This window comes from Burkholderia sp. BCC0097, from assembly GCF_902832985.1.
GTDB lineage: Bacteria > Pseudomonadota > Gammaproteobacteria > Burkholderiales > Burkholderiaceae > Burkholderia > Burkholderia orbicola.
In genome coordinates, this window is sequence record NZ_CADFDM010000006.1 from 116459 (window position 1) to 130008 (window position 13550).

At 66.3% G+C, this 13550-nt stretch carries 14 protein-coding genes and 1 tRNA gene; 13 read left to right on the forward strand and 2 right to left on the reverse strand.

Annotation, left to right across the window (positions count from 1 at the left end; all coding sequences use genetic code 11):
• Positions 1 to 117: 117 nt before the first annotated feature.
• The 5 genes from raiA (at position 118) to HWX07_RS21010 (ending at position 3928) form a co-directional block, all read left to right on the forward strand.
• Positions 118 to 477, forward strand: a complete 360-nt coding sequence (raiA, locus tag HWX07_RS20990; protein WP_006477786.1) for a ribosome-associated translation inhibitor RaiA — start codon at positions 118 to 120, stop codon at positions 475 to 477.
• A 167-nt stretch (positions 478 to 644) separates the two neighbouring features.
• The gene (locus HWX07_RS20995) at positions 645 to 1184 is read left to right on the forward strand and encodes a PTS sugar transporter subunit IIA (protein WP_011546240.1); all 540 of its coding nucleotides are present in this window, start codon (positions 645 to 647) and stop codon (positions 1182 to 1184) included.
• A gap of 129 nt (positions 1185 to 1313) precedes the next feature.
• The gene (hprK, locus tag HWX07_RS21000) at positions 1314 to 2282 is read left to right on the forward strand and encodes an HPr(Ser) kinase/phosphatase (RefSeq protein ID WP_006483133.1); all 969 of its coding nucleotides are present in this window, start codon (positions 1314 to 1316) and stop codon (positions 2280 to 2282) included.
• A gap of 74 nt (positions 2283 to 2356) precedes the next feature.
• Positions 2357 to 3265 carry an RNase adapter RapZ gene (gene rapZ / locus HWX07_RS21005; protein WP_006477783.1) on the forward strand — a complete coding sequence of 303 codons (909 nt, stop codon included), beginning with the start codon at positions 2357 to 2359 and terminating at the stop codon, positions 3263 to 3265.
• Positions 3266 to 3292: 27 nt separating this feature from the next.
• The gene (locus tag HWX07_RS21010) at positions 3293 to 3928 is read left to right on the forward strand and encodes an LON peptidase substrate-binding domain-containing protein (RefSeq protein WP_034208417.1); all 636 of its coding nucleotides are present in this window, start codon (positions 3293 to 3295) and stop codon (positions 3926 to 3928) included.
• Between the two features lie 113 nt (positions 3929 to 4041).
• Here the strand turns inward: HWX07_RS21010 and mutY are convergent, their stop codons facing one another.
• Both mutY and mutM read right to left on the reverse strand, forming a co-directional pair.
• Positions 4042 to 5148, reverse strand: coding sequence for an A/G-specific adenine glycosylase (mutY, locus tag HWX07_RS21015; protein ID WP_011546242.1), 1107 nt, complete (start codon positions 5146 to 5148; stop codon positions 4042 to 4044).
• Between the two features lie 24 nt (positions 5149 to 5172).
• Positions 5173 to 6000: a bifunctional DNA-formamidopyrimidine glycosylase/DNA-(apurinic or apyrimidinic site) lyase gene (gene mutM / locus HWX07_RS21020; protein WP_006483152.1), complete on the reverse strand. Its 828-nt coding sequence runs from the start codon at positions 5998 to 6000 to the stop codon at positions 5173 to 5175.
• Positions 6001 to 6246: 246 nt separating this feature from the next.
• On the opposite strand from mutM, the gene HWX07_RS21025 reads away from it, so the two are divergent.
• The 8 genes from HWX07_RS21025 to hisC all read left to right on the forward strand — a co-directional run bounded on the left by HWX07_RS21025 (position 6247) and on the right by hisC (position 13481).
• A complete protein-coding gene (locus HWX07_RS21025) occupies positions 6247 to 8070 on the forward strand; it encodes a tetratricopeptide repeat protein (protein WP_175877537.1) in 1824 nt (607 codons plus the stop codon).
• Entirely contained in the window at positions 8070 to 8690 is a 621-nt protein-coding gene (gene lolB, locus HWX07_RS21030; protein WP_175877538.1) for a lipoprotein insertase outer membrane protein LolB, read from the forward strand. The genes HWX07_RS21025 and lolB overlap by 1 nt, the downstream gene beginning before the upstream one ends.
• Before the next feature lie 104 nt (positions 8691 to 8794).
• Positions 8795 to 9673 carry a 4-(cytidine 5'-diphospho)-2-C-methyl-D-erythritol kinase gene (ispE, locus tag HWX07_RS21035; RefSeq protein ID WP_175877539.1) on the forward strand — a complete coding sequence of 293 codons (879 nt, stop codon included), beginning with the start codon at positions 8795 to 8797 and terminating at the stop codon, positions 9671 to 9673.
• Between the two features lie 55 nt (positions 9674 to 9728).
• Positions 9729 to 9805, forward strand: a tRNA-Gln gene (locus HWX07_RS21040).
• 44 nt (positions 9806 to 9849) lie between these two features.
• Positions 9850 to 10812 (forward strand): ribose-phosphate pyrophosphokinase, encoded by a 963-nt coding sequence (locus tag HWX07_RS21045; protein WP_175877540.1) that lies wholly within the window; start codon positions 9850 to 9852, stop codon positions 10810 to 10812.
• Between the two features lie 158 nt (positions 10813 to 10970).
• A complete protein-coding gene (locus HWX07_RS21050) occupies positions 10971 to 11576 on the forward strand; it encodes a 50S ribosomal protein L25/general stress protein Ctc (RefSeq protein WP_175877541.1) in 606 nt (201 codons plus the stop codon).
• 120 nt (positions 11577 to 11696) lie between these two features.
• Positions 11697 to 12296 (forward strand): aminoacyl-tRNA hydrolase, encoded by a 600-nt coding sequence (pth, locus tag HWX07_RS21055; RefSeq protein WP_006477776.1) that lies wholly within the window; start codon positions 11697 to 11699, stop codon positions 12294 to 12296.
• 117 nt (positions 12297 to 12413) lie between these two features.
• Positions 12414 to 13481, forward strand: coding sequence for a histidinol-phosphate transaminase (gene hisC, locus HWX07_RS21060; protein WP_175877542.1), 1068 nt, complete (start codon positions 12414 to 12416; stop codon positions 13479 to 13481).
• The last annotated feature ends 69 nt before the right edge of the window (positions 13482 to 13550 follow it).

The window sequence follows — 13550 nt, forward strand, 5'->3', positions numbered from 1 at the left end:
GCACACGGGGAACAGGCCGGACGATCTGTCCGCGATACGCCGCTTCGTGCGGCACGGGCAAGTCGACCGGAGCGCCGCCTCGATGCGGCCGGGTGGCCACTCGCTTGGAGAAGCACTATGAACCTGAAGATCAGTGGACATCATCTCGAAGTCACGCCTGCAATTCGCGAATACGTGATCACCAAGCTGGACCGGGTGCTACGGCATAGCGATCAGGTGATCGATGGCACTGTGATCCTCTCGGTCGACAACCACAAGGAAAAGGACAAGCAGCAGCGCGCGGAAATCAACCTGCACCTGAAGGGCAAGGACATCTTCGTCGAAAGCGCGAACGGCAACCTGTACGCCGCGATCGATCTGCTGATCGACAAGCTGGATCGCCAGGTCGTCAAGCACATGGAGCGCCTGCAAACGCACGCGCACGACCCGATCAAGCTGCAACCGTCGATCGACCAGATCGAACTGCCGCCGCAATAACCGTCACCGCAACACGCACGCCGCCCGGTTCGCCGGGCGTTTTTTTTGCCACTCCGCGCGGAGGTGCAACCGGTCCGTCCGTGCTGCGCCACGCACGCGGCTGTGCTCTATAATGTTCCGGTTATCGCCGGGGGGTGTTGGATGCGGTAGCTGCGTTGCAGGTTGCCATGCCACATGCCTTGATATCGCCGAACATGGAAAATCAGTCCGCCGCCGCAAGGAGACCCCAGGCCGCCCAATCGCCTGCCAACATGAATCGCCTAGCCAAAATCCTGCCCATAGAGAACGTCGTCATCGACCTCTCGGTCACCAGCAAGAAACGCGTCTTCGAACAAGCCGGGCTGATGTTCGAGAATCAGAACGGCATCGGCCGCAGCACCGTCACGGACAACCTGTTCGCGCGCGAGCGCCTCGGTTCGACCGGGCTCGGCGAAGGTGTCGCGATTCCGCACGGCCGCATCAAGGGCCTCAAGCACCCGCTCGCCGCGTTCGTCCGCCTCGCCGATGCGATTCCGTTCGAAGCGCCCGACGGCCAGCCGGTCGGCCTCCTGATCTTCCTGCTCGTCCCCGAGCAAGCCACCCAGCAGCACCTCGAGATCCTGTCGGAAATCGCGCAACTGCTGTCCGATCGCGACGCACGCGAGCGTCTGCACAACGAAACGGATATCGCCGAGTTGCATCGCCTGCTCACTCAGTGGCAACCTTGAGTTGTTCCGGGCGGAATATTTCCCCGTACGAGGCGGCACACGCCGCCGTCCAGGGCCGCCCGGCGCCGGCCCGGCATGGCGACGTCCGTCGCCGCGCGCCCGCACCGGCCCATTGGAGTGACGAGAGTCATGGATACGTCCAGCATCAACGCCCAGAGCATCTTCGACGACAACGCAGCCACGCTGAAACTGAGCTGGCTGACGGGGCATGAAGGCTGGGAACGCGGCTTTTCGGCCGACACGGTCGGCAACGCAACGTCGAGCGCCGACCTCGTCGGCCACCTGAACCTGATCCACCCGAACCGGATCCAGGTGCTCGGCGAAGCCGAAATCGACTACTACCAGCGTCAGACCGACGAAGACCGTTCGCGCCACATGGCCGAGCTGATCGCGCTCGAACCGCCGTTCCTCGTCGTGGCCGGCGGTGCCGCGGCGCCGCCCGAACTGGTGCTGCGCTGCACGCGCTCGTCCACGCCGCTGTTCACGACGCCGATGTCGGCCGCCGCGGTGATCGACAGCCTGCGGCTCTACATGTCGCGCATCCTCGCGCCGCGCGCGACGCTGCACGGCGTGTTCCTCGACATCCTCGGGATGGGCGTGCTGCTGACCGGCGATTCGGGCCTTGGCAAGAGCGAACTGGGCCTCGAGCTGATCAGCCGCGGGCACGGCCTCGTTGCCGACGACGCGGTCGATTTCGTCCGTCTTGGCCCCGATTTCGTCGAAGGGCGCTGCCCGCCGCTGCTGCAGAACCTGCTCGAAGTGCGCGGCCTCGGCCTGCTCGACATCAAGACGATCTTCGGCGAAACGGCGGTGCGGCGAAAAATGAAGCTGAAGCTGATCGTTCAGCTCGTGCGGCGTCCCGACGGCGAATTCCAGCGCCTGCCGCTCGAAAGCCAGACCGTCGACGTGCTCGGGTTGCCGATCAGCAAAGTCACGATCCAGGTCGCGGCCGGCCGCAACCTCGCGGTGCTCGTCGAGGCGGCCGTCCGGAACACGATCCTGCAGTTGCGCGGAATCGACACGTTGCGCGATTTCATGGATCGGCAACGACTCGCGATGCAAGATCCCGACAGTCAGTTCCCCGGCAAACTGGTGTAACCCGCACGCGCCGGCCGCGCAACGCCGACGCGTCGAGCCGGTGCTATGATGAAACGTCAGGATTCTCTGTTCCCATGCGCATCGTCCTCATCACCGGCATCTCCGGCTCAGGCAAGTCCGTCGCGCTGAACGCGCTCGAAGACGCAGGCTATTACTGCGTCGACAACCTGCCGCCGCACGTGCTCCCCGAACTCGCCCGCTACCTCGCGCAGGACGGCCAGCGCCGGCTCGCGGTCGCGATCGACGCGCGCTCGAGCGCGTCGCTCGACGAAATGCCCGGCCTGATCCGCGAGCTGTCCCGCGAGCACGACGTGCGCGTGCTGTTCCTCAACGCGAGCACCCAGGCGCTGATCCAGCGCTTCTCCGAAACGCGCCGCCGCCATCCGTTGTCCGGCTCGCGGTCGCACGATGCGGACGTCGGCCTGCTGTCGTCGCTCGAGGAAGCAATCGAGCGCGAGCGCGAACTCGTCGCGCCGCTCGCCGAATTCGGCCACCAGATCGACACCAGCACGCTGCGCGCGAACGCGCTGCGCACCTGGGTCAAGCGCTTCATCGAGCAAAAGAACAACGACCTGATGGTGATGTTCGAATCGTTCGGCTTCAAGCGCGGCGTGCCGCTCGACGCCGATCTGATGTTCGACGTGCGCGCGCTGCCGAATCCGTACTACGACCACCAGTTGCGCCCGCTCACCGGGCTCGACCAGCCGGTCATCGCCTTTCTCGACGCACTGCCGATCGTCCATCAGATGATCGACGACATCCATGCGTTCCTGATGAAATGGCTGCCGCACTTCCGCGATGACAACCGCAGCTACCTGACCGTCGCCATCGGCTGCACGGGCGGCCAGCATCGCTCGGTGTTCATCGCGGAAACGCTCGCCGCGCGCCTCGCACGCGACGCGAACGTGATCGTGCGGCATCGTGACGCGCCAGTGGATGTCGACGCGTCGTCGCGGCTCGTCTCCGAGGTCGACCGACCCTAGCGACACCCGCCCCCACGCCCGCGCGCCATGTCCTCCCTATCGACCACCCTGATCGACCTGCCGCTGTTTCCGCTGCACACGGTGCTGTTTCCCGGAGGGCTGCTCCCGCTCAAGGTGTTCGAGGCGCGCTATCTCGACATGTCGCGCGCATGCCTGCGCGACGACGCACCGTTCGGCGTGTGCCTGCTGAAGAGCGGGCCCGAAGTCGCGCAGGACGGCGCGGTGTCGGTGCCCGAAACCATCGGCTGCATGGCGCGCATCACCGAGTGCGATACCGGCGAATTCGGGATGCTGTATCTGCAGGCGGTCGGCACGCAGCGTTTCGAGCTGCTGTCGTATCGCGTCGAAAGCAACGGGCTGCTGGTCGGTATCGCGGAGCCGCTGCCCGACGACATCCCGCTCGAAGGCGAACAGGCGCTCGCCCAGTTCGGCTCGTGCGCCGAGGTGCTCGAGCGCATCATCGACGCGCTGAAGAAGTCCGATCCGGAGAAAATGCCGTTCGGCGAACCGTTCCGCCTCGACGATCCGAGCTGGGTGTCGAACCGCCTCGCGGAGTTGCTGCCGCTCGACCTGCGCGCGCGGCAGAAGCTGATGGAGTTTCCGGACGTGGGCGCGCGCATCGACGCCGTGCACCACGTACTCGACCGCCACGGCTGGCTGTAACTGCCGCGCCTGAGCCGCCGCGCATCGCGTGCCGCGCCCGCCCGACGACCTGTCCTGCGCGCGGCCACACGGCACCTTTCCAAACGCGGCCTGCGCCGCGCCCTTCCCGTTCGTTACAGCAGTGGCCCGCTCAGCGCATCGAGCAGCTTGCGCACGGGCGCCGGCACGCCGTACGCGTCGAGCCGGCTCAGCGGCACCCATGCGGTGTCCGCGTCGCGCGCCTGCGACGGCAGGCCACCGCCGTCCGCCAGATCGCTCAGCCGCGGCTCGATCTCGAGCCGGAAATGCGTGAACGTGTGCGTGAGCGGCGCGAGCGGCACCGTGCCGCCGCCGCCGAAGCCGCGTGCAAGCTCCGCGAGCGCGGCATCGCCGTCCGCTTGCGGCAGGCTCCACAGGCCGCCCCAGATGCCGGTCGGCGGCCGTCGCTCGAGCAGCACGGCGTCGCCGTCGCGCAGCACGAGCATCCAGGTCTTGCGCGTCGGCACGGCCTTCTTCGGCCGCGCGGCCGGCAGTTCGCGCTGGCGGCCGGTCGATTGCGCGACGCAGTCGCCCGCGAACGGGCAGCGCGCACAGTCGGGCTTGCCGCGCACGCACAGCGTCGCGCCCAGATCCATCAGCCCCTGCGTATAAGCGCTCACGTCGGCCGGGTTCGCGGCATCGGGCAGCAGCGATTCGGCGAGCGCCCACATGTCGTTCTCGACACGCTTTTCACCCGGAAAGCCCTCGACGCCGAATACCCGCGCAAGCACGCGCTTCACGTTGCCGTCGAGGATCGTCGCGCGCGCACCGTACGCAAACGACGCGATCGCGGCGGCCGTCGAACGGCCGATGCCCGGTAGTTCGGCCAGCGCGTCGGGCGTCGCCGGAAACACGCCGCCGTGTTCGGCGACGACGACCTGCGCGCAGCGGTGCAGGTTGCGCGCGCGCGAGTAGTAGCCGAGGCCCGCCCACAACGCCATCACGTCGTCGCTCGGCGCGGCCGCGAGCGCGGCGACGTCCGGAAAGCGGTCGAGAAAGCGCGTGTAATACGGAATGACGGTCGATACCTGCGTCTGCTGCAGCATGATTTCCGACAGCCAGATCCGGTACGGATCGCGGGTGTTCTGCCATGGCAGGTCATGGCGGCCGTGCGCGCGCTGCCACGCGACGAGACGCGTGGCGAACGTGCGGTGCAGCGGCGTGACGGGGAACGGAGCGGGGGCGATGCGGGGCGGCTTCAAGTTATCGAATTGCGGAAAAGGGTTTCAACGCTGGCACGTCGGGCAGTAATAGGTCGACCGCTGGCCCTGCACGATCTGGCGAATCGGCGTGCCGCAAACGCGGCACGGCTGGCCGGCACGATCGTAGACGAAGCAGTCGAGCTGGAAGTAGCCGCTTTCGCCGTTGCTGCCGACGAAATCGCGCAATGTGCTGCCGCCGCGCTCGATCGCGTCGGCGAGTGTCGCGCGCACCGCGTCGGCCAGCCGCTCGTAGCGCGGCAATGAAACCTTGCCGGCGGCCGTCGTCGGCCGGATGCCGGCGCGAAACAGGCTCTCCGACGCATAGATGTTGCCGACACCGACGACCATGTCGCCCGCGAGCAGCGCCTGCTTGACCGACACCGTGCGCCCGCGCGTGCGCGCATGCAGCAGCGCGCCGGTGAACGCCGGCGAGAACGGCTCGACGCCGAGGCTCGCGAGGAGCGGATGCGCATGCACGTCGCCTGCTTCGCGCGGGTGCCACAGCACGGCGCCGAAGCGGCGCGGATCGCGAAAGCGCAGCACGAATTCGTCGAAGATCCAGTCGATGTGGTCGTGCTTCGCGGCGACCGGCACGCCGGCCGCGGGCAGCACGCGCAGCGTGCCCGTCATCCCGAGATGGACGATGAACCAGCCCGCATCGACTTCGAACAGCAGGTACTTGCCGCGGCGCTCGACGGCGAGCACCTCGCGCGCGCGCAACTGCTCGGCGAGCCCCGCCGGCACGGGCCAGCGCAGCATCGCGGTACGGACGTCGACACGCTCGACGCGGCGGCCCGCGACAAAGGGCTCGATGCCCCGGCGCGTGACTTCGACTTCTGGCAACTCTGGCATGTTTTGCGGGTCTGAGGCTACGGTCTGTTTACATGGGAAACGCGCATGCGCGGCGGCGAGAACGGCCGTTCTCGCGACGCCCCCGAATTAAACACGGGAATGCCCGAAACCGCCCGCCTGGCAGCACGCGAGGCGAGCGATTTCGGGCATTCGCATGGGGATTCCACAGGTAAACGGACCCTATCACGATCGTGCGTGTATTGTAGCGAGCGCGTTACAATCGGTTGAAACATCGAACGGATTTCCATGACTCTGCCCTCGAAGCTGCTTCAGAAGCGCCCCGCCGCCGTGCGCGGCGCGCGCGCCTTCCCGGTCCGCCGTGCACTCGGTGCCGCGCTGTTTGCCGCCTGGACCCTCACCGCCTTTGCGGCCCACGCGCAGGATCCGGCATCGGACGACGCGGAGCCGCAGGGTGCGTTCGAGCATGTGCTGCCGGACGAGCAGAAGAATCTCCCCGGCGTGCCGCTGACGAGCCAGATCGTCTACCAGGTGCTCGCCGCCGAGGTCGCGCTCCAGCGCAATCAGCCGGCGCCGGCCTACCAGACCTACCTCGCGCTGGCCCGCGACACGCGCGATCCGCGCATGGCGCAGCGCGCGACCGAAATCGCGCTCGGCGCGCAGAGCCCGGCCGACGCGCTGTCCGCCGCGAACCTGTGGCGTCAGTACGCACCGGATTCGAACCGCGCGTCGCAGGTCGACGCCGCGCTGCTGGTGCTCGCCGGCAAGCCGGCCGACGCGCAGCCGATGCTCGCGCGCGAGCTGGCCCGCGCGAGCGGCGACACGCGCGGCCCGGCGATCCTCGCGCTGCAGGCGCTGCTGGTGCGCGGCCCCGACCGCGTCGGCGGCCTCGCGGTGCTGAAGGACATGCTGAAGAACGACATGAATCGCCCCGAGGCGCAGCTCGCGATCGCGCGGCAGCAGCTCGCGGTCGACGACAAGGACGGCGCCGCGCAGTCGCTGAAGCAGGCGCTGCAGCTCCGCCCCGACTACCTGCCGGCAGCGCTGATGCTGTCGCAGATGGGGCCGGCGGAACGTGCTGCGGGCATCGCGTCGTTCGAGAAGTATGTTCAGCAGAATCCGAAATCGCGCGACGCGCGGCTGGCGCTGTCGCAGCTCTATCTCGCCGACGATCGCCTCGACGACGCGCAGAAGCAGTTCGAGACGATGCGCAAGCTCGACGCGAAGGACCCGACGCCGCTGATGGCGCTCGCGCTGATCAAGATCCAGCAGAAGAAACTCGACGAGGCGACCGGCTACCTGAAGCAGTACGTGCAGCTCGGCGACAAGCAGCCGAACCTCGACGTCGGCCAGGGCTACATCTACCTCGCGCAGATCGCGATCGACCAGAACAACGACGCGCAGGCGTCGCAATGGCTCGACAAGGTCGACCAGACGAGCCAGCACTACCTGCCCGCGCAGATCACGCGTGCGCAGCTGCTGCAGAAACAGGGCAAGACCGACGAGGCGCGCAAGGTGCTCGACAACCTGCCGATCTCGGATCCGCGCGACGCGGCCGTGGTGGCGCGCACCGATGCGTCGATCCTGTTCACCGCGAAGCGCTATCCGGAAGCGGAGGCGCGGCTCGGGCAGGCCGTCCAGGACTTCCCGGACGACCCCGACCTGCGCTACGACTACGCGATGGCGGCCGAAAAGACCGGCCACTACGCGACGATGGAAAAGCAGTTGCGCGAACTGATCCGCACGCAGCCCGACAACCCGCAGGCCTACAACGCGCTCGGCTATTCGCTCGCCGATCGCAATCAGCGCCTGCCCGAGGCCAGCAAGCTGATCGACAAGGCGATGGCGCTCGCGCCGAACGATGCGTACATCATGGACAGCCTCGGCTGGGTGAAGTACCGGATGGGCGACACGGCCGGCGCGACGAAGGTGCTGCAGCGAGCATACGAACTGCAGCCGAACGCCGAAATCGGCGCGCATCTCGGCGAAGTGCTGTGGAAGAGCGGCGCGCAGGACGATGCGCGCAACGCGTGGCGCGCCGCGCAGAAGCTCGAGCCCGACAACGAAACGCTCGTGCAGACGCTGAAACGCCTGCAGATCAACGGCCTCTGATGCAGATGTTCCCGATGTTTTCCCTGTCCTGCCGCGCGCAGCGCACGCTGGCCGCGGCCGGCGCGGCGCTCGCGCTCGCCGGCTGCGCGAGCACGCCGCCGTCGGCCAATGCACCGACTGGCGCCGTACTGCAAACGGCCGCAACGCATGCCTACCATGGCCGCTTCGCGGTGCGCTACGACGATCGTCTCGGCAACCCGCAGAACGTGTACGGCAACTTCGACTGGCAGGAGCACGGCGACGACGTGTCGCTCGAACTGCGCAGCCCGCTCGGCCAGACGCTCGCGGTCGTGAAGGCGACGCCGCGCGCGGCGTCGCTTGAATTGCCGAACCGGCCGACCCAATATGCGCCTGACGTCGGCGACCTGATGCAGAAGACGCTCGGCTTCGAGCTGCCGCTCGCGGGCCTGCGCTACTGGCTGCTGCCGACCGCCGCGCCCGCGACGCCCGCCGAAACCGTGCGCGACCCGGCCGACGGCGCGCGCATCAAGCAGTTGCGCCAGGACGGCTGGACGATCGACTACCTTGCCTACGCGGATGCCCCGGCCACGGGCGTCAAACGCGTCAACCTCGTGCGCGCGACGCCGCCGCTCGACATCAAGCTCGTGCTCGATCAGTGAGGGGCAGCGCTGCATGAGCGTTTTTTTGTTTCCGGCGGTGCCTAGCCGCCGCCACACTCCTTACGCCATTGTCTAAAGGAGTATTCTCTTTGAGCAGTTCCGTCATGGATTCGACCCGCTCGCTGCGCAACTGCCTGGCGCCCGCGAAACTCAACCTGTTCCTGCACATCACCGGCCGTCGTCCGAATGGCTATCACGATCTGCAGAGCGTATTCCAGCTGCTGAACTGGGGCGACACGCTGCACTTCACGCTGCGCGACGACGGCCGCGTCGCACGCGTCACCGACGTGCCCGGCGTGCCCGAGGAAAGCGATCTCGTCGTGCGCGCAGCCAACCTGCTGAAAGCGCATACGGGTACCGCGCACGGTGTCGACATCGAGATCGACAAGATCTTGCCGATGGGCGCCGGCCTCGGCGGCGGCAGCTCCGACGCGGCGACGACGCTGCTCGCGCTGAACCGCCTGTGGCAACTCGATTTGCCGCGCGCCGAGCTCCAGTCGCTCGCGGTCAAACTCGGTGCCGACGTCCCGTTTTTTATTTTTGGAAAAAATGCGTTCGCAGAGGGTATCGGAGAAGAATTAGCTGAGGTAGAATTGCCGACTCGCTGGTTCTTGGTTGTGACGCCACGCGTTCATGTCCCGACCGCTGAAATATTTTCAGATGAGTTGTTGACAAGAGATACGAAGCCCGTCACAATTGCTGACTTTCTTGCACAGCAAACCAGCGATGCGGAATGGCCAGATAGCTTCGGCCGGAACGATATGCAGGAAGTTGTAACAAGGAAGTACGCGGAAGTTGCGCAGGTGGTCAAATGGTTGTATGATGTGACCCCCGCGAGGATGACCGGCTCCGGAGCAAGCGTGTTTGCAGCGTTTCACAGCAAGCACGAGGCAGAAGCGGCGAAAGCCAAACTGCCCGCCAGTTGGAATGGCGCAGTTGCCGAGAGTCTGAACGAGCATCCGCTCTTCGCTTTCGCGTCATGAAGTTTTACTTTGCCGAACGGCCTACACAAGTTCGGTGAAGTTATCAGTTAAGTGTAGGGGAGTCGCCAAGTTGGTCAAGGCACCGGATTTTGATTCCGGCATGCGAGGGTTCGAGTCCTTCCTCCCCTGCCAAAAATTTTCCCGCATTTCCCGCCCAAGCCTGAAGCAGGTGCACGATGAGCAGCCACAGCCATGATGGCCTGATGGTCTTTACTGGCAACGCGAATCCCGCGCTCGCCCAGGAAGTCGTCAATATCCTTGGTATCCCCCTCGGCAAAGCAATGGTCAGCCGTTTCTCCGACGGCGAGATCCAGGTCGAGATCCAGGAAAACGTGCGCGGCAAGGACGTCTTCGTCCTGCAATCCACGTGCGCACCGGCGAACGACAACCTGATGGAACTGATGATCATGGTCGATGCGCTCAAGCGCGCATCCGCCGGCCGGATCACCGCTGCCATCCCCTACTTCGGCTATGCGCGTCAGGATCGTCGCCCGCGTTCGGCGCGCGTCGCGATCTCGGCGAAGGTCGTCGCGAACATGCTGGAAATCGCCGGCGTCGAGCGGATCATCACGATGGATCTGCACGCCGACCAGATTCAGGGCTTCTTCGACATCCCGGTCGACAACATCTACGCGACGCCGATCCTGCTGGGCGATCTGCGCAAGCAGAACTACTCGGATCTGCTCGTCGTGTCGCCGGACGTCGGCGGCGTGGTGCGCGCGCGGGCACTCGCGAAGCAGCTCAACTGCGATCTCGCGATCATCGACAAGCGTCGCCCGAAGGCGAACGTCGCCGAAGTGATGAACATCATCGGTGAAGTCGAAGGTCGCACCTGCGTGATCATGGACGATATGGTCGATACGGCAGGCACGCTCTGCAAGGCCGCGCAAGTGCTGAAGGCGCGCGGTGCAAAGCAGGTGTTCGCGTACGCGACGCACCCGGTGCTGTCGGGCGGCGCCGCCGAGCGTATCGCCGCATCGGAGCTCGACGAGCTGGTCGTCACCGATACGATTCCGCTGTCGGCCGAATCGCTGGCGTGCTCGAAGATCCGCTCGCTGACGAGCGCGAGCCTGCTGGCCGAGACGTTCTCGCGAATTCGCCGCGGCGATTCGGTGATGTCGCTGTTCGCGGAATCCTGATCGCGAATCGACGGAACGAAGCATGCGCGGAAAGCGAAGCGGCAACGCTTCGCTTTTTGCACAATCGGACGGGATAGACGAAACCCCGGCCGTTTCATCGGGGGCCGCTTGATGGCCCCGTTTTACTGCCTGGTCGCGGGCAGCACATGGAGAATCACATGAAAGTCGTCGCTTTCGAGCGCCAACAGCAAGGTACGGGTGCGAGCCGCCGCCTGCGCAACGCCGGTAAGACCACGGGTATCGTCTACGGTGGCGAAGCAGCCCCGCAAAAGATCGAACTGGATCACAACGCGCTGTGGCATGCACTGAAGAAGGAAGCCTTCCACTCGTCGATCCTCGACCTGGAAGTGGCTGGCCAGTCGCAACAGGTTCTGCTGCGCGACGTGCAATACCACCCGTTCAAGCAACTCGTGCTGCACGTTGACTTCCAACGCGTCGACGCGAAGAAGAAGCTGCACACGAAGGCACCGCTGCACTTCCTGAACGCAGAAGTCAGCCCGGCCGTGAAGCTGTCGAGCGCGATCGTTTCGCACGTCGCGACGGAAATCGAAATCGAGTGCCTGCCGGCCGACCTGCCGGAATTCCTCGAAGTCGACCTGTCGAAGATCGAAGCCGGTCAATCGCTGCACGCGAAGGACATCACGCTGCCGAAGGGCGTCGCGCTGGTCGCGCACGTCGACGCGGAAAACCCGGTCATCGCTTCGGCGACGGTCCCGGCTGGCGCCGTATCGGACGCAGCAGAAGGCGAAACGCCGGCTGCCTAAGCGGCTGCGTACGCGCCCCATCGATCCGTTTCACGAAACGGTCGACGCAACCCGCCGCGGCTTGCCCGGCGGGTTTTTCTTTTTCTGCGCCCAGGCGGCTGCCGCCGCCTTCGAAACGTCATGATCAAACTGATCGTCGGCCTCGGCAATCCCGGGGCGGAATACACCGCGACGCGCCACAACGCCGGTTTCTGGCTGATCGACCAGCTCGCCCGCGAAGCCGGCACGACGCTGCGCGACGAACGCCGCTTCCACGGCTTCTACGCGAAAGCGCGCCTGCACGGCGAGGAAGTCCACCTGCTCGAGCCGCAGACCTACATGAACCGCTCCGGCCAGTCGGTCGTCGCGCTCGCGCAATTCTTCAAGATCCTGCCCGACCAGATCCTCGTCGCGCACGACGAGCTCGACCTGCCGCCCGGCACCGTGAAGCTGAAGCTCGGCGGCGGCAGCGGCGGCCACAACGGCCTCAAGGACATCACCGCGCACCTGTCGTCGCAACAATACTGGCGGCTGCGGATCGGCATCGGCCATCCGCGCGACTTGATCCCGGAAAGCGCGCGCGCCGGCGCGAAGCCCGACGTCGCGAACTTCGTGCTGAAACCGCCGCGCCGCGAGGAACAGGACGTGATCGACGCATCGATCGAACGCGCGCTCGCGGTGATGCCGATGGTCGTCAAGGGCGAACTCGATCGCGCGACGATGCAGCTGCATCGCAACTGATCGCACTGCGCACCGGCCCGGTGCGTCGGCCGTCCGGCGCAACCGGGCGACCCCGCCCGCCCCACCGCGATGCGCACATGCGGTAATCTCGACGTTTTGCCCGACAGGAGCCACGCGGTGAGCCGTTACTGGAGCGACGTCGTTCAGCAACTCGTGCCTTACGTGCCGGGCGAACAGCCCGCGCTCGCGCACCCCGTCAAGCTGAACACCAACGAGAATCCCTATCCGCCGTCGCCGCGCGTCGTCGCAGCGATCGCACGCGAACTCGGCGAGACCGGCGACACGCTGCGCCGCTATCCCGACCCAGTCGCCCGCGGGTTGCGCGAGACGGTCGCGGCCCATCACCGCATCCAGCCCGAACAGGTGTTCGTCGGCAACGGCTCCGACGAAGTGCTCGCGCACGCGTTCCAGGCACTGCTCAAGCACGACCGGCCGCTGCGCTTTCCCGACATCACGTACAGCTTCTACCCGACCTACTCGCGCCTGTACGGTGTCGACACCACGGTCGTGCCGCTCGCGGACGATTTCTCGATCCGCGTCGACGACTATCTCGACGACGCCGGCGGCGTGCTGTTTCCGAACCCGAATGCGCCGACCGGGCGCGCGCTGCCGCTCGCGGACGTCGAGCGGATCGCGGCCGCGAATCCGTCGTCGGTCGTCGTGATCGACGAAGCGTACGTCGATTTCGGCGCGCAGTCGGCCATCACGCTGATCGACCGTCATCCGAACCTGCTCGTCGTGCATACGACGTCGAAGGCGCGCTCGCTCGCGGGCATGCGCGTCGGCTTCGCGTTCGGCGATGCGGCGCTGATCGATGCGCTGAACCGCGTGAAGGACAGCTTCAACTCGTATCCGCTCGACCGGCTCGCGCAGGTCGCCGCGCAGGCCGCGTATGAAGACACCGATTATTTCAACGCCACCTGCCGGCGCGTGATCGACAGCCGGGCACGGCTCACGCACGCGCTCGACGCACTCGGCTTCGAGATCGTGCCGTCGGCCGCGAATTTCGTGTTCGCGCGCCATCCCGCGCACGACGCAGGCGCGATCGCGGCCAAGCTGAAGGAACGGGAAATTTTCGTGCGGCACTTCCGGCTGCCGCGGATCGACCAGCATCTGCGCATCACCGTCGGCACGGATGCCGAATGCGATGCGCTCGTCGCGGCGTTGCGCGAACTGCTGGCCTGACACGGAAGCATCGGCGCCGGGCGGCGCCGATCATCTGAAAGCACGACGCGCGCGCCGATCAATCGAAGC

Excerpts from the sequence above, each read along its gene's own strand:
- ispE (WP_175877539.1), top strand. The coding sequence starts at position 8,795 with ATGGATTCGACCCGCTCGCTGCGCAACTGCCTGGCGCCCGCGAAACTC.
- lolB (WP_175877538.1), top strand. The coding sequence starts at position 8,070 with ATGCAGATGTTCCCGATGTTTTCCCTGTCCTGCCGCGCGCAGCGCACG.
- hprK (WP_006483133.1), top strand. The coding sequence starts at position 1,314 with ATGGATACGTCCAGCATCAACGCCCAGAGCATCTTCGACGACAACGCA.
- HWX07_RS21010 (WP_034208417.1), top strand. The coding sequence starts at position 3,293 with ATGTCCTCCCTATCGACCACCCTGATCGACCTGCCGCTGTTTCCGCTG.
- raiA (WP_006477786.1), top strand. The coding sequence starts at position 118 with ATGAACCTGAAGATCAGTGGACATCATCTCGAAGTCACGCCTGCAATT.
- mutM (WP_006483152.1), bottom strand. The coding sequence starts at position 6,000 with ATGCCAGAGTTGCCAGAAGTCGAAGTCACGCGCCGGGGCATCGAGCCC.
- HWX07_RS20995 (WP_011546240.1), top strand. The coding sequence starts at position 645 with ATGCCACATGCCTTGATATCGCCGAACATGGAAAATCAGTCCGCCGCC.
- pth (WP_006477776.1), top strand. The coding sequence starts at position 11,697 with ATGATCAAACTGATCGTCGGCCTCGGCAATCCCGGGGCGGAATACACC.
- HWX07_RS21025 (WP_175877537.1), top strand. The coding sequence starts at position 6,247 with ATGACTCTGCCCTCGAAGCTGCTTCAGAAGCGCCCCGCCGCCGTGCGC.
- HWX07_RS21050 (WP_175877541.1), top strand. The coding sequence starts at position 10,971 with ATGAAAGTCGTCGCTTTCGAGCGCCAACAGCAAGGTACGGGTGCGAGC.
- HWX07_RS21045 (WP_175877540.1), top strand. The coding sequence starts at position 9,850 with ATGAGCAGCCACAGCCATGATGGCCTGATGGTCTTTACTGGCAACGCG.
- rapZ (WP_006477783.1), top strand. The coding sequence starts at position 2,357 with ATGCGCATCGTCCTCATCACCGGCATCTCCGGCTCAGGCAAGTCCGTC.